Here is a 20,179-nt window from a genome sequence, read left to right on the forward strand (position 1 = left end):
GGCCCGTCTTTATCTGTGATTTTCACCCATATCAGCGCTCCAGAAACACACAAAGTTTCTGGTTGAGCCTGTCGTTGAATGTTAAATTTCTCGGATCGAACCGGGTTAAGACAGGGAACTGACGATGTTAAAAGCGCTTGTTACAGGAAAACTGAGTCTGGCGAAGACATTCTGGGGATGGGGATTTGGCGGAACCGCGCTGATTGTGGCCATCAGCAAGGCAGGTGCATATGCAGGCCATTACTGGGTGATCCCGGTGAGTCATGTACTGCAGGCCCTGCTTTCACTGGCAGTGCTGTCCGGACTGACGTTCATCCTGAAAGAGAAGCACTCCTTTCTGGGTGTCTTACTCGGCGGCATCGCTTTTGCCATTTTTCTGGCGCACTTCATCCTGAGCGCAATATTTGCCGTGCGCTTTTCGTCAGTGATTTTTTTCTGATTACCGGCAGGCTTTAAAATGAGATGGAATGCTTCAGCTAAAAAACCTGCACAGTGTATCTGTGCCAGATGACATTCAGGACCGGCGTCTTACCCCGGCCCTCTCAGGAGAGGGCTGCAGGTGAAGCCGGTAACGCCCTCTTACAGACTGACAAATTTTTTGAGTACCACTGCACGGTACGTTGTTTATCATGAATGTGCTGTGAGTTTCCAGAAGCCTCATAAGAGTAGTCACTTGTCCTTCTTGCCCGGTTACCCGGGCTTTTTTAACTCCCCTGACTGAGTTTCCTGAGCTCCGACATCGCCTGACGGACCATCCAGAAGCCGGGCGAGTAAAACACGCGCCCCAGCTTTTCTGCCACGGCAGGAGTGACAGTCAGCACGTCCCGCAGAATAAGCCTGACCTCATGCTCCTGCAGCCTGGAACGCCGGCAGAATTTGTCCACGCTCATGTCGTATTCGGCCAGCAGGGACGCTAGTAAACGGCCAACTGATTCATTCTCATCCATAAAACCCTCCTCCGTCTGTGGCTTTCCCGGAAGATAAAACACCCGGCCGTCCTGTTCAAGGCTCAGACAGCCCGATAATTCTGCCCTTAAAACGTGAGCCGGCAACGCTCGCCGCAGAACACGGCTGAGGCGTACCGCAGCGCAGCGAGGAACGAACAGCCGTGTTGAGGAAGCGTAATTTCACTTATGTCAGCAACGACTGCTTACGCGCTCCCCTGACTGAAACTGCCCGACAAAAAAATAATTAGCCTGCTCAGTAACATAGGCATCCCTTTGACAGAGTACCGTTTCGTTCCTCTTGCCATGCGTCTCCGGCTCAATAATACTGTTTTTATATACAGTATTATTTATGGAGGAATTTATCATGTCAGAATCATTCACTGCCGCACCGGCTTCAGGCCATTCAGTCCGGAGAACGGCGCCATGAAAGCAACATCCTCCCGGGGCGGACTGACAGTATTCAGGCCTGCCGATATCCGCCCCGTCATGCGCATCCCGCTGTTTGTTGAGCGCTGCGCCGCCGGGTTCCCCTCCCCTGCCACCGATTATGTCGAGGCAGAGCTGGACCTGAACGAGCTCTGCATCACCCACCCGGCCGCCACGTTTTTCGTGCGCGCCAGCGGCAGCAGCATGGAAGATTTGGGTCTGTATGACGGGGACGTGATGGTCGTCGATCGCGCGAAGGAAGCCACGCACGGTGACATCGTCATCGCAGAGGTCGGCGGGGAGTTCACCGTCAAGCGCCTGCAGCTGCAGCCACAGATTGCGCTGCGCCCGATGAACCCGGCCTATCCGGTGATATACCCCGAGGAGCTGCACCTGCTGGGCGTGGTCACCTGGTTTTTCCACAATACCGAGGTGCGCCGGAGGTAACCATGCCGATGTTTGGTCTGGCTGACGTCAACAGCTTCTATGCGTCCTGTGAGGCCCTGTTCAGGCCTGATTTGCGGGGAAAACCTGTCGTCGTCCTTTCGAACAACGATGGCTGCGTCATAGCAAGAAGCAAAGGAGCCAAAGCCCTGGGCATAAAAATGGGCGCGCCGTGGTTCCAGATAAAGACGCTGGATTTCCCGGAAAAAGTGCATGTCTTCAGCTCAAATTATGCTCTATAGTAAGTTAAGTGGAATGCAACATTGATCGTATAGACTTTGAACAGCAACGCTGACCTCAGAGGTAAACGCAATGACGACTCCACTAAACAACAGTGCCATTTTACTGGCGGAACGCTGGCTGAAGCTGCTGTCCGACCTGGGGCGGGCACCCGCCACCCTGACCGCCTACCGCGCAGCCCTCTGTCATTATTTTGCGTTCTGCAGCCGGAACAGGATTGAACCTGAAAAGGTCAGGTTTGATGACATGGCTGCCTACATCCGTCCTCAGTTACCCGGTATGCCTTTCCCGGCCGCAAGCGCCACGCTCCAGCTGCGCCTGTCGGCTGTCCGTCTCTGGTACGACTTCCTGATGTATCTTGACCTGTGTAAGGTAAATCCGCTGCCCCGTTCCGGCACGCCGGGCATGCTGTGTTCCGCACGGGGGCTGGTTCCCCGTATCGTAAAGCTGCCGCGTATTCCTGACGATGCACAGTGGCAGCTTTTTCAGGCTCATGCCGCGGATTCTCCGCTTCGTGACCGGCTGATGCTGGCGTTAACCTACTGCGGTGCGCTGCGACGATCGGAAGTCACCGCGCTGAGTACTGATGACCTTGACTTTACCCACCGCCTCATCCGCGTCCGGGCTGAAACCACCAAGAACCGTCATGAACGGATCGTCTGTTACAGTCCCGCCCTGACGCCGGTGCTGGCGGCTCATCTTTTACAGATGAAGCTGTCGGGGATGGTAAAAGGAGCCCTGTTCCGCTCTGAGTCCGATCGTAATCAGGGGGCACCGCTCTCTTACTGGAGCTGGAGCAAAACGGTACGGAAATGGGCGCTTGAGTCAGGGCTGCCCGACATTTCAACCCATACTTTCCGCCACCTGCGGTTGACGCATCTGGCCCGTGCGGGCTGGAAACTGCACGAACTTGCCACCTACGCAGGTCACCGTGATCCGCGTACCACTCAGATTTATATTCACCTTTCCGGCAGGGATCTTGCCGCCCGGATGGCAGGAGCAATTGAAACGGCAGATATCAGGATGGCGAACCTCATTTTCGGCACGGAGGAATAATATGGCAGCGTCTGAACAGCCTGAGAATGTGTGGCTTCCCTTCGACCTCTCCGCTTACAGGCTTGATGCTTTACTGACTGAGCCTGAAAAGGCCGCACTGGCCACCTCTCACAGCCGGGGCAGGCTGCTGCGGATGAAACCTGCTCCTGAGTTTATCAGGCCGCTGAAAGACATCGCAGCAGAAAGCGGATGCAGCCGCGAGGTTGCTGACCTGATAATACTGGACCTCCTGCGTGAGATGCACCTTTCGGGTATACCGTACTGGCGATGGCCGCAGGAACGCTGGCAGACATTCAGCCGGACGGACGGAAAAGGACGGCCGCTGATGGCCGCCTTTGCATGGCATTTCGCCGGACGGTATGATCCCCTCAGCCTGCCAGACATCAGAAAACCTGCCCTGTATACCTGTGCCATTTTTGGTCAGGCTATTTACTTCCGGGAGCTTCACCGCCTGACTGAAACCCTGAAATCGCTGGGCTATGCTGCGGGTAGTCAGGTCACGCATCTGTCGGGCATACTGGCCACGCTGATGGTCATGAACAGAGATCCTCGTCTTGAAACCTTTACGCCTGAACTGCTGTGGGAAGCCCAGAACAACACAGATAGCGGGACATCCCGGTACATTGGCCGGATTTCACACGGCCTTGCTGCGCTGGGCATCTTCAGCGCCCCGATGAGGATGCGTAATTATACCCGATGGTATGAAAAACCCGTAGACGGGATCGATCCGGCCTGGGTCAGGTGGTGCCGGCGCTGGCGGGAAACGTCTGTGCTGAGGCCTCGCACCCGTGAAGGCCAGTACAGCTTTATACTGCGCTGCGGCCTCTGGCTGGCAAAGGCGCATCCGGAGGTGCGTGAACCGTCAGACTGGAGCATGGAAATCTGCGCCAGCTTTATCGCTGCGGTCGGCCGGATGAACGTGGATGAGCTACAGTTGGGCACGGAAAGGGGCACCCGAAAATCGGTGCGATCCGGTGAGCCTATGATGCCGCATTCAAGGGCGCATTTTATCTACTCACTGCGCCGTTTTATGGTCGACTACGAAAACTGGGGCTGGGGTCGCCTGCGCTTCAGCCCTGCCCGTCATCTTTCCACACCGGATACCACCCTGTTTCGGCGCGACGTCAATCCCCGTGTTATCAACGATCCGGTCTGGCTCAAGCTCATCTGGGCCAGCCTCAATCTGCGTCAGGAAGACCTGCTTACTGAAATACATTATCCGCTGGCCATGCTGCAGGCGATGGCCGTCATCTGGACCCATGCGGGGCTGAGGAAAAATGAGCTGCTCCGCCTGACTACCGGTTGCATCGCGCCGCAGGCAGATGAAATAACGAAAGATGACGGCAGCGTCATCCCGGCCGGAACCCTTTGTTACCTGCATGTCCCCGCCGGAAAAACATCAAAAGCCTTTGTTAAACCCGTGGCGACAGTGGTAAAAAAATATGTCGACATCTGGCTGGCCGAACGCCCGGCAGAACAGGCCATGCTGGCTGATGAGCGGACCGGTGAGAAGGTCCGGCTGCTGTTTCAGTACCGGGGGAAGCCTGCCGGCAGCGCTATCCTCAACCGCACGGTGATACCGATGCTCTGCGCAAGAGCGGGCGTTCCTTCTGAAGACAGCGGCGGAGTGATAACCAGCCATCGGGGACGCGCCTCAGCCGTGACCGCACTGGCCAGCGTACCGCAGGGCATGTCACTGTATGAACTGATGCAGTGGGCTGGTCACTCAACGCCCCAGTCCACCATGCATTATCTCCGTATCCGCCCGACACAGCTGGCCGCCTCGTTTGTAAAAGCAGACAGAGTCGCGCACATGATCAGCGTACTGATTGATCGCGACCCTGACGCCGCCAGCCTGACCGGACCTGCAACGTATTATGATTTAGGTGATTCATACTGCACAAATCCGTTCTGGAGCAGCTGCCCGCACCGGATGGCCTGCATCGGCTGCGATTTTAACCTGCTGAAGGACAGCGCGCGCGGGCTTATTCTGGAGAGTAAAGCATCCATCCGGCGTTACCTCGAAGAGGTCCCGCTCACTCCCGATGAGAAAGCCGTACTGGAGCAGGATGCTGAAAAGGTTGAGCAGGCTCTTACAAAATTGGGCCCAAAATCCTGAGTGCTCAAATGCTTTCAATGTCCGGTCTGAGGGTGTCAGTTCAGAGTCAGTACAGACGACCGAACGTCGTATTTGATATGAATCTGATTATAGCGGGCGTTATGACGTAACTGATGGAACAGCAGATGAGAAAACAGAAGCGATGTATGGGGTATGTGGCTGTCGTGGTCGATGACTACGATCGTGCAATTGAGTATTACACCGATAAGCTGGGCTTTACCCTGATTGAGGACACGCCGCAGCCGGGTAAGCGCTGGGTCGTGGTGACGCCGGACCCTGACAGCGACTGTGCTATTCTTCTTGCCCGCGCGTCGAACGACCGGCAGGAAGGCTTTATCGGCAACCAGTGCGGCGGACGGGTTTTTCTGTTCCTGCAGACCGACGACTTCTGGCGCGACTACAATGCTATGAAGGCAAAAGGCGTCCACTTCTGTCAGGAGCCGCGCGAGGAAGAATACGGAATGGTTGTCGTGTTTGAGGACATCTATGGCAATCGCTGGGACCTTTACCAGAACAGGCAGACCTGAAACTCTGTCACGACAGTGTCCCGGATTTAGGGGAAGCCTTACAGGCGTAAACCCTGTCGGATCAGGCCCGCAGAGAGCGCTTCTGAACAATATACTGAACTGTCTGACCTCAGTGCAGCGGTCGCTGCACTGAGGTCTCCCCTGGATAGAGGCCGTACGGTCCGGGTTAACCACACAGCGTCATGATATAAAATCCGGCCGCCGTCATGGCCAGCGAACCCAGCACGTGTATCAGCACCGAGGCGGCTGCCCAGGCATAGCTGCCTGACTGCAGCAGGGCAAAAACCTCAGCTGAGAATGTGGAGAAGGTCGTCATTCCGCCACACAGCCCGGTGGTAATGAGCAGCCGCCAGGCCGGATCGAGGCCGGGATGGCGCAGAAAATACGCCAGCGCCGCCCCGATGATAAATCCACCCAGCAGGTTGACCAGCAGCGTCCCCGGCGGCAGGTCCGGAAAAAGCGCGTTCAGGCGCGCGCCCAGCTGCCAGCGGATAACACACCCTAAAGCACCGCCGGTGATGACGGCAAAAAGCTGATTCACGTTCACTCCTTTTTTTTAATATTCAGAACATAACGGCACACGACCTGTGCGGCCGTATCCATTTCATATACAACCGGCACGCCGGTCGGGATGTGCAGCTGTGCCACGCTGTCGTGGGGCATGCCGTTCAGAAAGGCGGTCAGGGCGCGCAGCGTGTTGCCGTGCGCCACAATCAGAACGGTACTTCCGCAGCGCAGCTGTGGCACCACAACGTGGTGCCAGTATGGCATGACGCGACGCAGGGTCATTTCCAGGCTTTCCGTTGCAGGCAGGTCGGCCAGCGCAACGCGGCGATAGCGCAGATCCCGACGCAGCTGCGCCGGAGCCTCCGCGTCTGCGGGCGGAATGCCGCTGAAGCTTTTGCGCCATAGCCGGACGGTCTCTTCCCCCATCATCCGGGCAGCGTCCTCCTTGTTCAGCCCCTGCAGCGCACCGTAGTGGCGCTCGTTCAGTCGCCAGCTCTTTTCCACGGGCGTCCAGCTTCGGTCAAGACGGTCCAGCACCCGCCAGACCGTGTGAACGCAGCGTGTCATCACCGAGGTGAAGACACGGTCGGGCATAAGGCCCACTGCCCGCAGCGCGTCACCGGCCCGGTCGGCCTCCTGCCGCCCCCTGACCGTCAGCGGCACGTCCGTCCAGCCGGTAAAACGGTTTTCCCGGTTCCACTGGCTTTCGCCGTGCCGCAGGAGGATCAGCGTTGCAGGGGCCACAGGCATTCCTTCTTTGCCGGACGGGGACCGTCCGGCGGATGTGTTACGTGCGGCGCACAAACGCATGAAGCCCCGCGTAGTGCGCGTCCTCACCCAGCGCCTGCTCAATGCGCATCAGCTGGTTGTACTTTTCCACGCGTTCGCCGCGGCACGGCGCGCCGGTTTTCAGGTGTCCCGCGCGCAGGGCCACCGTCAGATCGGCAAGGAACGTGTCCGTGGTTTCCCCGCTGCGGTGAGACATGAACGCACCCCAGCCGTGCCGCTGGCAGAGAGCCACGGCGTCCAGCGTTTCGCTGAGCGAGCCTATCTGATTGAGCTTGATCAGCGCGGCGCTGGCGAGGTTTTCGTCAATGCCGCGCTGGATGTACTTCACGTTGGTTACAAACAGGTCGTCACCAACCAGCTCGGCCCTGCCCGCAAGCTGCTGGTGCAGATGCTTCCAGCCCGCCCAGTCGTCCTCGGCCAGGCCGTCTTCCAGCAGGATGACCGGAAACTGGTCCATCAGCTCGCCGTAGTATGCCGTCATTTCCGCCGCGCTCAGCGCGCTGCCCTCGGTGCGCAGATGATACTGACCGTCAGCGAAAAACTCACTTGAGGCAGGGTCCATGCAGATGCTGATGTCCTCTCCGGGCCTGTATCCCGCCTTCTCAATCGCCTGTACGATAAACGCCAGCGGGTCACGGTTCGACGACACGGCGGGCGCAAAACCGCCTTCGTCGCCCACTGCCGCTGAGAGTTTTTTTTCCAGCAGGATCTGGCGCAGCGCCTGGTAGACCTCGCTGCCCTGACGCACGGCCTCGCGCAGCGTGGGTGCCCCGTGTGGCGCTATCATGAACTCCTGGAAGTCCGCGCCCTGACCGCGGGCGTGCACGCCGCCGTTGATGATGTTCATGCACGGCACGGGCAGCAGATTCGCCTGCAGGCCCCCCAGGTAGCGCCACAGCGGCTCGTGCGAGGCCTGTGCCGCCAGCCGGGCCACCGCCAGCGATACGCCCAGAATGGCATTGGCACCCAGGCGACTCTTGTTCTCCGTGCCGTCCAGCATCAGCATGATGTTGTCCAGCTGCCGCTGCTCGCGCACGTCCAGGCCGCGCACGGCTTCGCAGATTTCCGTATTAACCGCCCTGACGGCATCCAGCACGCCTTTGCCGCCAAAACGTTGTGCGTCACCGTCGCGGCGCTCTGCGGCCTCGCGCGACCCGGTGCTGGCCCCGGAAGGCACCGAGGCGCGTGCCATCATCCCGTCCGGGGTCCGGGCCTCAACTTCAACGGTGGGGTTGCCGCGAGAGTCAAGAATTTCCCGGGCGGTCACGTTATCCAGTGTAAAGTGCATAGCGTTTCTCCCGGTTTAGTCATTCAGGTGAGTAATAAGCACATCCACCGTGAGGTGGTTGATGTATTCCGCCGAGCGGGACGTCAGCATTCCCATAAAGCGGTTGCGGTGCCCGGCAAGCACGAGGTCCACGCCCAGCTCATTGATGCACTTCTCCACGTCCTCAAAGCGGCGCATGGTCACCAGCTCCCGCGTGTCTACCGCCTCAGGCACGGAGGCCGCCAGCTCGCTCATAAACGCTTTGGCTTTCAGCACCTCTTCCGACACGACGTCGTCCATCAGGCTGTCGGACACGTAGTTCATTTCCCGGTAGTCGTCGCTGATGTGGGCCAGGGTGATTTTCATGCCGAGCGGCTGCGCCAGCGCGACCGCCCGTTTCAGCAGGAGGGTGCCGTCGTCTTTGTCGTTCACAAGTATCAGTGCGTGGGTGTAGCAGGTCATAATGAACTCCCGTTCTGGTTAAGGCGGGACTCAAGCCACGGCAGAAGCTGTTTTTTGCGGCTGAGCATGCCCGGTACGGAGCAGGAGGCCGCGTTAACGCTCTCCCGCCCGGCGAAGTAAAGCGTTGAAAACCCGGCGCGAATGTCGGTCAACATCAGCACCGTCAGCCCGGCACCCGACTGGTCCGCCAGATACGCCAGGGCAGCGAGCAGGTCGTCCATCACGGGGGCAACCTGTGTCGGTGAGCTGACCTCAATCTGGGCAATGCGCACGTCGGTGCCGGCAATGACGAAGGCCTTGAGGTCCCTGCCCAGCAGCTGCTGGGCGCTGAGGCCGCTGACGTCCGTTTTGGCGGTGAGGAGGTCACGGGCGAAGGCTCTGCGGTTTACGCCGGACAGCACGCCCAGTTCGGTCGCCGAACGGATATCGTCTTCGGTGGTGGTCGGCGAGCGAAGATTCACGGTGTCACTCAGGAGTGCGCCCAGCAGAAGCACGGCGAGCGTCGGGGGCAGCGTGCGGCGCGCTTCAGCGTCCATCAGCAGCCAGAGCAGCGTGGCGCTGCTGCCAACCGGGCGGATATGCACCTCCGGCGGCAGTTGCGTTATCAGCCCGCCCAGCCGGTGGTGGTCAGTGATGCCCACGACGTTGCTCCGGAGCAGGTCGTCAGGCCCCTGCGCCGGCTCGGTGAAATCGACCAGCCACACCCGTTCATCCTGCAGCGGAATAGCGAGCAGCGGCGGCAGCGTAAGACCGGCGGTGTCAAAGATAAAGCGGGTTTCCCGGTTAGCCTCGCCGAGACGCCATGCGCGGGCGTCCATGCCGCGCCCGGTCAGCCAGTGAGCGGTGACGACCGCCGTGCAGATGGCGTCGCTGTCAGGATTGATGTGGCCAAAAACGTGTATCAAGGGTCTCTCCCCGTAAAGGGAAGTACGCAGGCCGGGAGGAAAGTAAGGACGGCCTGACGCACCTCCTGAAAATCAAGAGTCGCATCAGGCGTCATCAGCTCCGGAACGGAGCGGTTGGGAAAGGTGGAACGCCATCACCCTGTACTCTGAGTATAGAGCCAGACGGAAAGCCTGTCAGTATTATTCTGCTGGCACCCTCAGCCCGCCAGCGCAGCGCGTGCTTCGCGGAGCACCCGGCGGATGTTTTCCGGCACCGCCGGGCTTGTGCAAAGTGAAAGCGGACTGGGGTGAGGCATCTTCAGCACCGTGACGCCGGGGCACTGATGACTGACCGTCCCGCGGGCCTGAGCCGCTACGGCACCGGCCAGCACCACCACGCGCAGCGCGGGCAGATACGCCAGCACGTCCTCAAGCCAGGCGCAGCCGCTGCGGATGTCCGCCGCTGAGGGCCGTTTCTGCGGCCCGTCGCTGACCCAGGGCACCGTATTCCACAGCACGCTGTCCCGGCGCGCAATACCGGCTTCCGCCAGAAACCGCCCCAGGTTCTGCTGGGCCGGCCCCGGGTTATCCCGCGACACAAACCGGGGTGACGGGCTGCTGCGCGCCGGCGACTGCAGCAGGACGAGCAGTCCGGCCCCGGTCCCGCCGTCGGCCGGATCAAACCACGGCAGCTCCACGCCGTGCTGACGCAGCCCGCTGACCCAGCGATTCAGCGCGGCCACGTGCGGCGCGGCGACTGCCGCGAGGCGTTCCTCGCGTAAAAACGGGTCCAGCAGCGACGTGCAGGTTTCACTCACGGCTTCCGGTCCAGGCCTGCCAGACAGGGGGAAACAAACAGTTTCCCGCTCCATGCCCCGCGCACCGTCTTCACCGCGACCAGCAGCCACATGGCGGCCAGCATGACGACAAGAAGCGCACCGAAGCCTTTAAAGAACGCCAGGTCAACGAGGGTGGACAGCTTCAGCGTGGCGACCGTGTACACGCCCAGCGGGAAGGTAAAGCCCCACCATCCCAGATTGAACGGAATGCCTTCACGGAAGTATCGCACGGTTATCAGCGTGGCCAGCAGCATCCACCACAGGCCGCAGCCCCAGAAGAGAATGCCGGCAACGAACCCCACGCCCTGCGCGATATGACCGATTTCCGGCATGCCCGCCGCGGCAAACACCCCGGGCGCATCTCCGCCGATGACCAGCATCCCCAGCGAGCCGGTACCAATCGGCCCCAGTGCCAGCCAGCTTGAGGCCGCCATGCTTTCGTGTGGTAGCTTGTGCAGCGCCATACGCAGCAGCAGGATGGCGAGGATGCTCAGCGCCACCGGCACCGAGTACGCCCACAGCACGTAGCTGGTAATAATGATGCCGAGCTGCGCGTGGGGGTCGGCAATGTGCGGTGCCAGCAGGCCGCCACTGACTGCCGCAACCTCGGCGGCCACGACCGGCAGTAACCAGACGGCGGTCATCTGGTCAATGCTGTGCTGCTGCCGGGTAAACATCATGTAGGGAATACACACGCCACACAGCAGCGACATCGCCACGTCCAGCCACCACAGGGCGTGCGCTACGGGAATGACGTCAGCCCCCCACCGGGGGAGGCCAAACGCCAGCAGCCCGTTGATGATGGTGGCCATGCCCATCGGGATGGTGCCGAAGAACATGGACACCGTTGAATGGCCAAAGATGCGCTTTGCCTCACCGAAGTACATCACCCAGCGGGCCAGATACATCACGGCAAAGACGCTGAACAGGAAGATGTTAAACATCCAGAGTCCCTCGGCGACGAGGCGTAATCCCGGAACCGGCCAGGGGAACTGCGCCAGAGACAGAGACAGGATACCGGTCCCCATGGTCGCGGCGAACCAGTTAGGCGTGAACTGACGTATAGCCTCTTTCGGGCTGCTCAGCGCGCTCAGCGGGCGCGCTCCGTTATGCAGGGTAAATATTTTATCGTTCATGCCGTAATCTCCTGAGTAGACAGAAAGAGTATAGGCACGTCGGGTTAAATCTTTAAAACAGGTTATTCAGTTAAAATAAACCAGTAAAAGTGGTTAGACTCTCCCACTCCGGGAAGGACCGTCACACCGCCGGAGTGAGGGAAGGACTGAATCAGGCCTGCGGCGGGCTTTTAATCGTGGCCGTGACGCGGTTCTGTTTCAGGTCAACGACCGCAATGCTGAGGTCTTTATTCAGCACCCACGCGCGGGCACCGTCTTTGCTGAAAACGATGGCCTGACGGGGCGCATCCAGTCCGGTAACGGTGGAGACCACCTTACCGGCGGCGGTATCAATAACGGAGAGGCTGTTGTCGCCCAGGTTGCCGCTGTAAACATAGCGGTTATCCGGCGTCAGGGCGGCACCGTAAGGATCCTGCCCCACGGGAATGGTTGCCGTAATGGCGCGCTTCTGCGTGTCAACCACGGCGATGGTGTTGCTGCCGCTGTTAGCCGCGTACAGTGTGCGGCCGTCGGCGCTGACTGAAATGGCGCGCAGCTTGCTGAAGCCTGTTATCTCGCCGCGAATCTCGCCCGTTACGGCGTCAACCAGGGTAATTTTATCGCCCTTAAAGTTAGTGACGTAGACGGTTTTGCCGTCCGGGCTGATTTTTATGCCCTGACGGGGCTGGGCAAAACCCGTCACGACCGCAACGGGCCGGTTGTGCGTCAGGTCATACACCGAGAGCGTGCTGGCGGCCTCGTTATTCACATACAGGCGCTGACCGTCACGGCTGATAGCTGTGCCGAATGCCCCGGGCCCCAGCGGCAGCGAGGTCTCCACGTCAAGCGTCCCGGTGCTGATTTTTCTGACCACGCCGAGGCTGCTGTCTGAAAGATATACGGCCTTCCCGTCGGGGGAGAAAAGCGCATTGCGGGGCGTGACGTATCCCTTCAGCACCTTTCTGACTTTCCCGGCAGCCAGGTCGTAGACCACCACCTCAGAGCGCTCACTGTAGGACGCCACCGCCGTTTTCTCATCGGGACTGACAGCAAGGGAATTGTTGTGGATATCGCCGTCAAACGTCCAGCGTTCCTCTGCGGCACCGGCGAGGGTGCTGATAAGAAGAAACGCCACCGCGGTCAGTCCCGGGATCCTGTATTTTTTTATCATCATTTTTCCTGCATTGGGGTGGGTAAGGGATAAGACTCATTGCCCGATTGAGGGCTTCAGAGTAAGCGTGGCAGATTAAATCCTGGCGGGGAAATCGATTTTCCGACTATGTCTTACCACCCTCAACCTTCCCCCCTGTCAGTAAGCATACTGAGGTAGTTCAAGGCTGAATAATTCCTGTTCAGAAAATAAACTTCAGAGGAATGGTAACTGAATTTTTTGTTTAAATTGCATTCCACATAAATCATAGCCTTAGCCAGCGTGTGATGTCTGCTCTGGAGGATAGGACGCCCAAAGTCGAGCAGTATTCTATCGATGAAATGTTCCTAGACCTGACCGGCATTGATGGCTGTGAAGACTTTGAGCACTTCGGCCACCGGCTGCGTGCCCATGTTCTGGCCAGAACCGGACTGACGATTGGCGCCGGCATCGGCCCGACCAAAACGCTGGCCAAATCAGCACAGTGGGCCTCCAAAGAGTGGCCACAGTTTAAGGGCGTGCTGGCGCTGACGCCCGGAAACCCGAAGCGGACCGAGGCGCTGCTGATGCGCCAGCCGGTCGAGGAAATCTGGGGCGTCGGGCGCCGTATAGGTAAAAAGCTGAACCTGCTCGGCATCACCAACGCGCTGGAGCTGGCGCGCACGCACCCCGCCTTCATCCGGAAGAACTTTTCGGTGGTGCTGGAAAGGACGGTGCGGGAGCTGAACGGCGAGGCGTGCATTCCCCTGGAAGAGATGCCGCCGGCAAAGCAGCAGATTGTCTGCAGCCGCAGTTTCGGTTCACGCATTACCACCAAAGTGGCCATGCAGCAGGCACTCTGCCAGTACGCAACGCGCGCCGCCGAGAAGCTCCGGGGCGAACGCCAGTACTGCAGGCACATCAGCGTTTTTGTCCGTACCTCACCGCATGCTGTAGGCGAGACGTTTTACGGCAATACGGCCGGGGAAAAACTCACCCTGCCCACCCAGGACACGCGGGACATTATCGGCGTGGCCATGCGCGCGCTGGACCGCATCTGGATAGACGGCCACCGGTACATGAAGGCTGGCGTCATGCTTGATGACTTCACGCCTCACGGCGTCAGCCAGCTCAACCTGTTTGACGACAACCGGCCGCGGGCGAACAGCGCACAGCTGATGCAGGTGCTGGACGGCATTAACCAGTCAGGCCTGGGACGGGTATGGTTTGCGGGTCAGGGGATCGATACGGAGTGGAAGATGAAGCGGGACATGCTGTCACCGGCGTGGACGACGCGCTGGAGCGATATACCGGTCGCAAAAGTTACCTGATGAATACTGCAGCTACGGGTATCAGAAACGCCGGGTTCAGCACAGATAATACTCCTCCCACTATTGCCAGCATCAGGAAAACAAACCGCAGTTTTCTTCGCTCGGGGGAAAGCGATAAATAGGTCACCGCGCCTGCAACCGCAATGGTCAGGATTAAAGGGAAGGCATTCATCATCGCCAAAAATGAAGGTAATGGTAATTCAGCGATGAGGTCGATTACGGATTTCACTGTCATATCGCCATGTCACCCTGTACCAGCGCCTTGAGCGAGTGACAGTGCGAACTGTCATTCAGATTGTCCGTCATCCGGAATGAACCGGTGGGCCCCGTATTACAAATGTGACTCGTCAATAAGCACAATCCTGTCGCCTGTGGGGGAGATGACATTCAGGTTTTCGTCGGCGGCGCTTCGTAAATCTTCCATGCTCTGTACCACAGATGCCACCGTCGTGACTGACGAGAAGCGTAAGAACGGATCATTATTTCCTGCCACTACGGGTACAGCGGGAAAGAAAATGGATGCCGTCGGCTCGCCGAGAATATCGCGGATGCGTGACAGTTTCTCGTCCGTCAGCGAGGCCGCAAATGCCCGCTGTCTTTCCCCACTCAGCTCTTTCACGCTGATCGTGACTTCCACCCGGTTGGCCGGTTTGGCCGGGCGTAACTTAGACAGGTCCCGCAGGTCTTCCTGCAGAGTTTTGTCCGTAAGCTCAACAGTCATGAGCTTGCCTGCTTCAAACCCGAGCCGGTATTCCACCCAGTAAACCAGCTTTTGATTGCACTCTTTAACTGAGGTGTAGATATCGACTGTGCCCGTATGCGGCACAGGCACCGCGGCGGACTCCCCTGCCCCGGCATCACTGACATTCCTGTAGAGCTGCGCGTTGAAGATACAGTATTCGGCCATGCCGTATTCCATATCCAGGTCTTTGGTCTGGAAATACTGGCCGTTGTGGCTGCGGTCAAACCCTTCGTTGGTAATGTTAACCGGCCGGATATCGCTGAAGCTGCTCATGGTGCCTGCGTTAATTATTAATTTTCAGACTGTCGTTAAGCTGCGCGCTAAGGTTCATCGGAAACTTAAGCTCAAGTTTCAGCGCTGCTGCTTGTTCTTTTTCCAGGTATCATTGGCCAGAAAAGCTGAACGGGTCAGAAAACCTGCCCAGAACAGCTGCAGCACAATTTTAATGACCTCTTTTTCAATCATCCCCAGTAGCAGCGGGACAATAAAAAGCATACTGAGCAGAAAACCCCACTCTCCCGCACTCTTTCTGTCTTTGCCGGTGAGCTTTCTTAATCCCAGAAACCCCGTTACCAGCAGTATCAATCTGTTCATGATGACCTCGTTAAATTAACTGCCGCCAAACATGCCTCTGGCATTACTGCGGGTTTCATCGACAGTGGCATTCGGGGATGCTTCAGCCGGCTCAGGAACGCTTTCAGCCTGAGGCGGAGTCTGCGCTGTGGCGCTTTTAGGGCTGACAGCACTTATCACCTGAAGCACTTCTTCTGCAGTCGTGTTTTCGCTCAGCAGTTCCGACAGCAGGAACGGCAGACGCGGATCAATGCGCTCAAGTGCAAACCCGCTGAGCATGGCCGCTTTCCAGAGGCGGCCGCGCTCACCCTGCGGTGTTCCATCGGTGTGACTGTCTGCATAGGCCTCACCGAGGCTGCTTTTGGGATTGATGTAAAACTGGATCTTTCTGCGCGTATCCATGTCGTTATCCGATAGCAATCATCCCCCTGACCAAATCGAACTGGGATGAGTCGGTTTTATAAAAGCGCTCTGCCCTCACACCGCAGTGCGTGCGAACGGCCTCAGCAATAATTTCAGCCCCCCCGCCAATGACCATGACATGGGTATAGCCTTCAAACGCCTTCATGGCGCTAAGAACACGCTGCGTGAGACGTTCAAGTGATTCGTTAATGGTACTTTTCACCAAGCTCACGCGTGAGAGATCGTTAATCCGGCGCTCCAGGTATGCATCATCATTACGATGGACAATTATATCATCGGCAAGATAACTGCTGCCCCGCGTTCCTGCAACACGCAGCGCGTCCGCGACCGCGGTCGTTACCAGTGACACACCAATGGTTGCGTCACCATGAATGCGCGTAATACCGCTCATGCGACCACGGACCTGTGAAATATCGAGCGTCGTTCCCCCCAGATCAACAATGAGAAGTGAATCGAGCGGGTCCAGCTCACTCAGCAACTCAAAGCCGGCAGGGATGGATTCGGGCATGACCGAGACGCTGCGGATTTTGAAGCCCTTACCCCCGTTCAGAGAAACCGGACGCAGCAGGCTCGCCTTTTTCTTTTCGATGTTTGCCGCTGCGGGCTGGTTATTGTGATCATAAAACTCTGTCAGCGGCAGCGTGACCGTAATGTCCACCTCACAGGGTTTGAGGCCGGTCTGCAGGAGCGCATGATGCACAGCAACCACGTTCACGTCGCTGTACTGCCATGCAATATTCGTGGTTTTCACCGCTTCCGGCGCAATCGGATCATAAGAGTACTGCTCGCCGTTCATGGTGTAATTGAAAACCGGTTTCTCACCAAATGCCACTGACCATTCGCGCTTGAAGCTGTTCGGGCTCAGGTACGTTCTGATACTGCCGTTGTCTTTCCAGGCCAGCTTTACGTTTGTAGAACCATCATCGATGAACACTTTCATATCCCAGATCACCCATTAATTGAGAAAAATATGAGACAAATATACACTATGGAGGAACTCAGATATATACCCAACCTCAATATTTCTCAAATTATTCTCTTAAATATCTCATTGAGTGTTTTGATCTTGCAGCAAGATTGCAGATAACATGAGCAGTAGGTCTGTAAATTGGTTTCCTGAGAGCAGAATTTTGAAGCAAGATGACAGCAAGATTGCTGCTAGCTTGCTGTCATCTTTTAACCAATTATCAATAAGCCACTTAGATTACATGCAGCAAGATTGCAGCAATCTTGCTGCAAAACAAAAATAAAGAAAACATCGGCCAATGAGTTAAAACAGATAGCAGCATGATTGCAGCAAGATAAAATCAATAAAAAGAAAGAACCTGAAGTAACAGAATGCTGCAAGATAGCAGCTATCTTGCAGGCAAATAAAAACTAACTTCAGGCTCCAGATGGATAAAATTAATCATGCTGCAATCTAGCAGCAATCTAGCTGCTACTTATAACCCTGTTTTTCTGCATAAGCTTGCAGGGCCTTTTCCAACAGCTCAACTATTTTGAGATCTTCCTGATAGGCTATATCCCGGAAGCGCTGATCAAACTCAGCAGAAACGCGAGTCGCGAAAGGAATTGTGCGATTGGTTTTGCGCATGCTTCTGCCATCACGCTTGATATAAGGCTCCTGAACAGGTTGTTCCAGTGACGCCCCAGTTGAAGACGGTGCTTTTGCCGCTTCAGCAATATCTGGAGCTGGCGCGACCTCTGGAGAGTTCAGACTCGTAGCGTATTCATCAGGTCCAGGAGGAGAGCCTAACCCTTTAGATTTAGATTTATTTTTCAATGCAGACAAATCAGCCATTTTGCTCTCCCACTTTGTTAATGAGAGCCTGAATCAGTTCATCAGCTCTTTCATTGAGACCTTTGTATCGGGTTTCAGTAACCGCAAGCCCTGCATTCATTGCTTTACGGTAAGCAGGTTTTTCGAAAAGACAGCCGTCGAGAACGTCATAGCCAGCCTCTAAGATATAGGCACGAGCATCAGCTTCTTCAGCATCAGTTCCAACCCTGCTCAATGAGAAAACGAGTTTATTGCGTGGAACGCCTTCTTTAACAAGGGCATGAAAAACTTTGATTGCTGGAACTAAGTCATCGAGTGATGCACCTGTAGGTTGCACTACGAGATCAGCCACTTTAGCAATTTCAGTCGTGCCCTTACTTGCACGAGCGGGACCATCCAGGATGAGAAGATCGACGTTGTCTGCAACGGATAGTGCCTGAGAAACAGTCTTGAAAAGCTCAACTGAACAGGCAGGGGGAAGACCATTGGAAAGGCGTCTACGATGCCAGTCAGTGGTAGTAGCCTGTTCAGTATCAAGATCAGCTATTTTAGTAACAATACCTCCAGCGTTTGCCTCTCGGCCAAATGCACGGGACATCGTGCTTTTACCAACACCACCTTTCTGGGAAATGAATCCAACAATCCAGGCCATACACCCTCTCAATTACGCAGCAATCTTGCTGCAAGATAATCTATTAAAAAAACAAGGCGCTTTCAACTTGTTTGCAGCAATAATGCTGCATGCTTCTATATTGCTGCAAGATATAATTTTTTTAGCATAATCAAATGAACCGCTAGCACGCCTAAAATTTATACAGATTTTTAATCTAAAAAAATGCAATCGCGGCATATAATTAACCTGACTTATAAAAACACACTTAATAGTGTTAAAAATCAATAGGTAACCTAATGTCTTTTTTTAAAGACTGAATCGCTGTATGTTTGTAATTATTAATAGCGCAGTGTGACATTACATATGATACCTATATCCAAACTACTACAGAAACAAGGTCCCTGTTTAAGCTCAACGTTAGCAGATCTGCTCATACGCGAGCGGGGCATTAGCCCAGAGAACGCAAGGAAGCTGATTTCAAGAGCAGTCAAGTCAGGTGAGATTAACAGTATAAAGAACATGTTTCCTAAGCGTGAACACTTTGTGTATCCAAAAGAAGATTACGGTAGTGGCAAGTTCTGGAGGGTCTTTACAGAACAGTTAATAGCTACGGGTTCGGCATATGGCTTAGCATTGTCAGCAATGTTGGCCAGAGGGGGTATTGTACCAGTTAATCACTTCGGGGCCGCCAGTGGCTCGCCTCTGGCTATGAAGAAAAAACTATCTTTCAATACAGTCATGGAGAATCTAATCAGTTTAGGTTTATGCAAAAAGTTAGCCCTACCAGGCACCGGTGAGTGCCTAGTAATTAGTGAAAAGGAAGATAAACGTTTTGCTCGACAAGCAAGACAGGTCAATGCACGACTTGTAACCGAGTCTGTATTTATCTCATCCATCGTTCAGTGGGCGCAAAACTTAAACCTGGTCAGTCACGACTCTGTCAAAACCCGGCTAAATGACACGCCATTTATTTCGAATTATCCGTTTGATATTACAGCCCCCTCATACCTGTCACCACTAATCACAAGAAACATTGAAAATATTAAGCCTGGATTTTTTGCGTGTGATGTTTTACTTGGAGTCAAGGTGTCGCTGACTGAAGTTCAGCCATTCATAGCAAAATGTAAATCTGTTATGTCCCTCAAAAACGTCGGGCGTACCCTTTTCGTATTCGCTGCGACAGAGTTCGATAAAGACGCGTTTATTGAATTAAAAAAGTTAGGAATAATGCCAGCGACACCTAACAATCTTTTCGGAGAAGAAGTTGCGCGTAGCTTGTACGAGCTAAATACTTTTCTTGCGCAATACTTTTCCCATAGAAATGATAAAGTTGAAAAAATAGACTCCATAATGACTTGTTTCTCTCAGATTAGAGGCGCAAACGCACAGCTGCAGGGCGCACTGTTTGAATACCTTGTCGCTGAGGCAGTCAGAAGTGATGGTGGAGAGGTCCAGATTGGTAGACTTTGCAAAGACAAGAAAGGAAAATTTGCTGATAGTGATGTATGCGTGACTAAAAGACACAGAGAAATCAGATTCATAGAGTGTAAAGGGTATAAACCCTATTCTATTGTAAAGCATGATGACATAAAGAATTGGGTGGGAAAACAGATACCTGTATTTATCGATCAGGCTAAGAATGATGCCCCAAATGCAGAAATAATAATTGAATTATGGACAACCGGAAAATTCAGCTCAGAATCAAGCGATGCTATTAGCCAATATAAAAAAAATAACGATATACGAAGGAGATGTGAAATACGAGTACTTGAAGCACATGAAGTGCGACAGAAATTTATTGAGACAAAGAATAAAAGCTTAATCAATGTTTACAACAAACACTTCGCAGAAAATCATTTCGAAGTAAAAGAAAAAAATTATGTACCCAGTTCACACAGACTTGCAGCAGGACCGCTATATGAATTTGAGGATGATGATTCATTCTAAGAAAAAAATAGCCCTTGCA

General features: G+C 55.4%; 22 protein-coding genes, 2 pseudogenes and 1 riboswitch. Of the genes and pseudogenes, 8 read left to right on the forward strand and 16 right to left on the reverse strand.

Annotated elements, in window-relative coordinates:
- Positions 1 to 124: 124 nt before the first annotated feature.
- Complete coding sequence (locus QLG08_RS18335) at positions 125 to 439, forward strand: hypothetical protein (RefSeq protein WP_176017435.1); 315 nt, start codon at positions 125 to 127, stop codon at positions 437 to 439.
- A 265-nt stretch (positions 440 to 704) separates the two neighbouring features.
- On the opposite strand, the gene QLG08_RS18340 is transcribed toward QLG08_RS18335, so the two are convergent.
- Complete coding sequence (locus tag QLG08_RS18340) at positions 705 to 947, reverse strand: XRE family transcriptional regulator (RefSeq protein ID WP_105088004.1); 243 nt, start codon at positions 945 to 947, stop codon at positions 705 to 707.
- A gap of 423 nt (positions 948 to 1,370) precedes the next feature.
- Between QLG08_RS18340 and umuD the strand changes: the two genes are divergently transcribed.
- The 5 genes and pseudogenes from umuD (at position 1,371) to QLG08_RS18365 (ending at position 5,759) form a co-directional block, all read left to right on the forward strand.
- On the forward strand, positions 1,371 to 1,820 hold the full coding sequence (gene umuD, locus QLG08_RS18345; RefSeq protein ID WP_282473106.1) for a translesion error-prone DNA polymerase V autoproteolytic subunit: 450 nt from the start codon (positions 1,371 to 1,373) through the stop codon (positions 1,818 to 1,820).
- 8 nt (positions 1,821 to 1,828) lie between these two features.
- Positions 1,829 to 2,056: pseudogene (locus tag QLG08_RS18350) on the forward strand (DNA polymerase V subunit UmuC); the annotation flags it as partial.
- A 73-nt stretch (positions 2,057 to 2,129) separates the two neighbouring features.
- The gene (locus QLG08_RS18355) at positions 2,130 to 3,113 is read left to right on the forward strand and encodes a tyrosine-type recombinase/integrase (protein ID WP_282473107.1); all 984 of its coding nucleotides are present in this window, start codon (positions 2,130 to 2,132) and stop codon (positions 3,111 to 3,113) included.
- Between the two features lies 1 nt (position 3,114).
- A complete protein-coding gene (locus tag QLG08_RS18360) occupies positions 3,115 to 5,232 on the forward strand; it encodes a tyrosine-type recombinase/integrase (protein ID WP_282473108.1) in 2,118 nt (705 codons plus the stop codon).
- 125 nt (positions 5,233 to 5,357) lie between these two features.
- Positions 5,358 to 5,759, forward strand: a complete 402-nt coding sequence (locus tag QLG08_RS18365) for a VOC family protein (RefSeq protein WP_014606795.1) — start codon at positions 5,358 to 5,360, stop codon at positions 5,757 to 5,759.
- 166 nt (positions 5,760 to 5,925) lie between these two features.
- On the opposite strand, the gene crcB is transcribed toward QLG08_RS18365, so the two are convergent.
- The 8 genes from crcB to QLG08_RS18405 form a co-directional block, all read right to left on the reverse strand.
- Positions 5,926 to 6,300 (reverse strand): fluoride efflux transporter CrcB, encoded by a 375-nt coding sequence (crcB, locus tag QLG08_RS18370; protein WP_010260804.1) that lies wholly within the window; start codon positions 6,298 to 6,300, stop codon positions 5,926 to 5,928.
- Between the two features lie 2 nt (positions 6,301 to 6,302).
- On the reverse strand, positions 6,303 to 7,010 hold the full coding sequence (locus QLG08_RS18375) for a 2,3-bisphosphoglycerate-dependent phosphoglycerate mutase (RefSeq protein WP_282473109.1): 708 nt from the start codon (positions 7,008 to 7,010) through the stop codon (positions 6,303 to 6,305).
- Between the two features lie 43 nt (positions 7,011 to 7,053).
- Complete coding sequence (gene eno / locus QLG08_RS18380; protein WP_282473110.1) at positions 7,054 to 8,343, reverse strand: phosphopyruvate hydratase; 1,290 nt, start codon at positions 8,341 to 8,343, stop codon at positions 7,054 to 7,056.
- A gap of 15 nt (positions 8,344 to 8,358) precedes the next feature.
- Positions 8,359 to 8,784, reverse strand: a complete 426-nt coding sequence (locus tag QLG08_RS18385; protein ID WP_014606791.1) for a universal stress protein — start codon at positions 8,782 to 8,784, stop codon at positions 8,359 to 8,361.
- A complete protein-coding gene (locus QLG08_RS18390) occupies positions 8,781 to 9,689 on the reverse strand; it encodes a DHHA2 domain-containing protein (protein WP_014606790.1) in 909 nt (302 codons plus the stop codon). The genes QLG08_RS18385 and QLG08_RS18390 overlap by 4 nt, the downstream gene beginning before the upstream one ends.
- Positions 9,690 to 9,767: 78 nt before the next feature.
- A riboswitch (Fluoride riboswitch) is annotated at positions 9,768 to 9,837 on the reverse strand.
- A gap of 49 nt (positions 9,838 to 9,886) precedes the next feature.
- Positions 9,887 to 10,486, reverse strand: coding sequence for a uracil-DNA glycosylase family protein (locus QLG08_RS18395; RefSeq protein ID WP_042677661.1), 600 nt, complete (start codon positions 10,484 to 10,486; stop codon positions 9,887 to 9,889).
- Positions 10,483 to 11,643: a TDT family transporter gene (locus QLG08_RS18400; RefSeq protein ID WP_014606788.1), complete on the reverse strand. Its 1,161-nt coding sequence runs from the start codon at positions 11,641 to 11,643 to the stop codon at positions 10,483 to 10,485. The genes QLG08_RS18395 and QLG08_RS18400 overlap by 4 nt, the downstream gene beginning before the upstream one ends.
- Before the next feature lie 151 nt (positions 11,644 to 11,794).
- The gene (locus QLG08_RS18405; protein ID WP_348996724.1) at positions 11,795 to 12,793 is read right to left on the reverse strand and encodes a beta-propeller fold lactonase family protein; all 999 of its coding nucleotides are present in this window, start codon (positions 12,791 to 12,793) and stop codon (positions 11,795 to 11,797) included.
- Positions 12,794 to 13,041: 248 nt separating this feature from the next.
- Between QLG08_RS18405 and umuC the strand changes: the two are divergent.
- Positions 13,042 to 14,082: pseudogene (gene umuC, locus QLG08_RS18410) on the forward strand (translesion error-prone DNA polymerase V subunit UmuC); the annotation flags it as partial.
- Here umuC and QLG08_RS18415 read toward each other — a convergent pair.
- From QLG08_RS18415 to QLG08_RS18445, 7 genes are all read right to left on the reverse strand, one after another.
- Entirely contained in the window at positions 14,075 to 14,317 is a 243-nt protein-coding gene (locus QLG08_RS18415) for a hypothetical protein (protein WP_019105461.1), read from the reverse strand. The pseudogene umuC and the gene QLG08_RS18415 overlap by 8 nt on opposite strands.
- A 96-nt stretch (positions 14,318 to 14,413) precedes the next feature.
- Entirely contained in the window at positions 14,414 to 15,097 is a 684-nt protein-coding gene (locus QLG08_RS18420) for a hypothetical protein (RefSeq protein ID WP_282473112.1), read from the reverse strand.
- A gap of 78 nt (positions 15,098 to 15,175) precedes the next feature.
- On the reverse strand, positions 15,176 to 15,418 hold the full coding sequence (locus QLG08_RS18425) for a hypothetical protein (protein ID WP_105088000.1): 243 nt from the start codon (positions 15,416 to 15,418) through the stop codon (positions 15,176 to 15,178).
- 15 nt (positions 15,419 to 15,433) lie between these two features.
- A complete protein-coding gene (locus QLG08_RS18430) occupies positions 15,434 to 15,799 on the reverse strand; it encodes a plasmid partitioning/stability family protein (RefSeq protein WP_105087999.1) in 366 nt (121 codons plus the stop codon).
- A 4-nt stretch (positions 15,800 to 15,803) separates the two neighbouring features.
- Positions 15,804 to 16,760: a plasmid segregation protein ParM gene (locus QLG08_RS18435; RefSeq protein WP_282473113.1), complete on the reverse strand. Its 957-nt coding sequence runs from the start codon at positions 16,758 to 16,760 to the stop codon at positions 15,804 to 15,806.
- Between the two features lie 498 nt (positions 16,761 to 17,258).
- Positions 17,259 to 17,621 carry a hypothetical protein gene (locus QLG08_RS18440; protein WP_282473114.1) on the reverse strand — a complete coding sequence of 121 codons (363 nt, stop codon included), beginning with the start codon at positions 17,619 to 17,621 and terminating at the stop codon, positions 17,259 to 17,261.
- On the reverse strand, positions 17,614 to 18,252 hold the full coding sequence (locus tag QLG08_RS18445) for a ParA family protein (RefSeq protein WP_116585293.1): 639 nt from the start codon (positions 18,250 to 18,252) through the stop codon (positions 17,614 to 17,616). Before QLG08_RS18445 ends, QLG08_RS18440 begins: the two co-directional genes overlap by 8 nt.
- Before the next feature lie 480 nt (positions 18,253 to 18,732).
- Between QLG08_RS18445 and QLG08_RS18450 the strand changes: the two genes are divergently transcribed.
- Positions 18,733 to 20,160 (forward strand): hypothetical protein, encoded by a 1,428-nt coding sequence (locus QLG08_RS18450; RefSeq protein WP_282473115.1) that lies wholly within the window; start codon positions 18,733 to 18,735, stop codon positions 20,158 to 20,160.
- Positions 20,161 to 20,179 lie beyond the last annotated feature (19 nt).

Source organism: Pantoea sp. V106_11 (genome assembly GCF_029967885.1).
GTDB classification, from domain to species: domain Bacteria; phylum Pseudomonadota; class Gammaproteobacteria; order Enterobacterales; family Enterobacteriaceae; genus Pantoea; species Pantoea ananatis.

Coding starts and splice junctions, on each gene's coding strand:
- QLG08_RS18335 (WP_176017435.1), top strand. CDS start 125: ATGTTAAAAGCGCTTGTTACAGGAAAACTGAGTCTGGCGAAGACATTC.
- QLG08_RS18340 (WP_105088004.1), bottom strand. CDS start 947: ATGGATGAGAATGAATCAGTTGGCCGTTTACTAGCGTCCCTGCTGGCC.
- umuD (WP_282473106.1), top strand. CDS start 1,371: ATGAAAGCAACATCCTCCCGGGGCGGACTGACAGTATTCAGGCCTGCC.
- QLG08_RS18355 (WP_282473107.1), top strand. CDS start 2,130: ATGACGACTCCACTAAACAACAGTGCCATTTTACTGGCGGAACGCTGG.
- QLG08_RS18360 (WP_282473108.1), top strand. CDS start 3,115: ATGGCAGCGTCTGAACAGCCTGAGAATGTGTGGCTTCCCTTCGACCTC.
- QLG08_RS18365 (WP_014606795.1), top strand. CDS start 5,358: ATGAGAAAACAGAAGCGATGTATGGGGTATGTGGCTGTCGTGGTCGAT.
- eno (WP_282473110.1), bottom strand. CDS start 8,343: ATGCACTTTACACTGGATAACGTGACCGCCCGGGAAATTCTTGACTCT.
- QLG08_RS18385 (WP_014606791.1), bottom strand. CDS start 8,784: ATGACCTGCTACACCCACGCACTGATACTTGTGAACGACAAAGACGAC.
- QLG08_RS18400 (WP_014606788.1), bottom strand. CDS start 11,643: ATGAACGATAAAATATTTACCCTGCATAACGGAGCGCGCCCGCTGAGC.
- QLG08_RS18405 (WP_348996724.1), bottom strand. CDS start 12,793: ATGATAAAAAAATACAGGATCCCGGGACTGACCGCGGTGGCGTTTCTT.
- QLG08_RS18415 (WP_019105461.1), bottom strand. CDS start 14,317: ATGACAGTGAAATCCGTAATCGACCTCATCGCTGAATTACCATTACCT.
- QLG08_RS18420 (WP_282473112.1), bottom strand. CDS start 15,097: ATGAGCAGCTTCAGCGATATCCGGCCGGTTAACATTACCAACGAAGGG.
- QLG08_RS18425 (WP_105088000.1), bottom strand. CDS start 15,418: ATGAACAGATTGATACTGCTGGTAACGGGGTTTCTGGGATTAAGAAAG.
- QLG08_RS18430 (WP_105087999.1), bottom strand. CDS start 15,799: ATGGATACGCGCAGAAAGATCCAGTTTTACATCAATCCCAAAAGCAGC.
- QLG08_RS18435 (WP_282473113.1), bottom strand. CDS start 16,760: ATGAAAGTGTTCATCGATGATGGTTCTACAAACGTAAAGCTGGCCTGG.
- QLG08_RS18440 (WP_282473114.1), bottom strand. CDS start 17,621: ATGGCTGATTTGTCTGCATTGAAAAATAAATCTAAATCTAAAGGGTTA.
- QLG08_RS18445 (WP_116585293.1), bottom strand. CDS start 18,252: ATGGCCTGGATTGTTGGATTCATTTCCCAGAAAGGTGGTGTTGGTAAA.
- QLG08_RS18450 (WP_282473115.1), top strand. CDS start 18,733: ATGTTTCCTAAGCGTGAACACTTTGTGTATCCAAAAGAAGATTACGGT.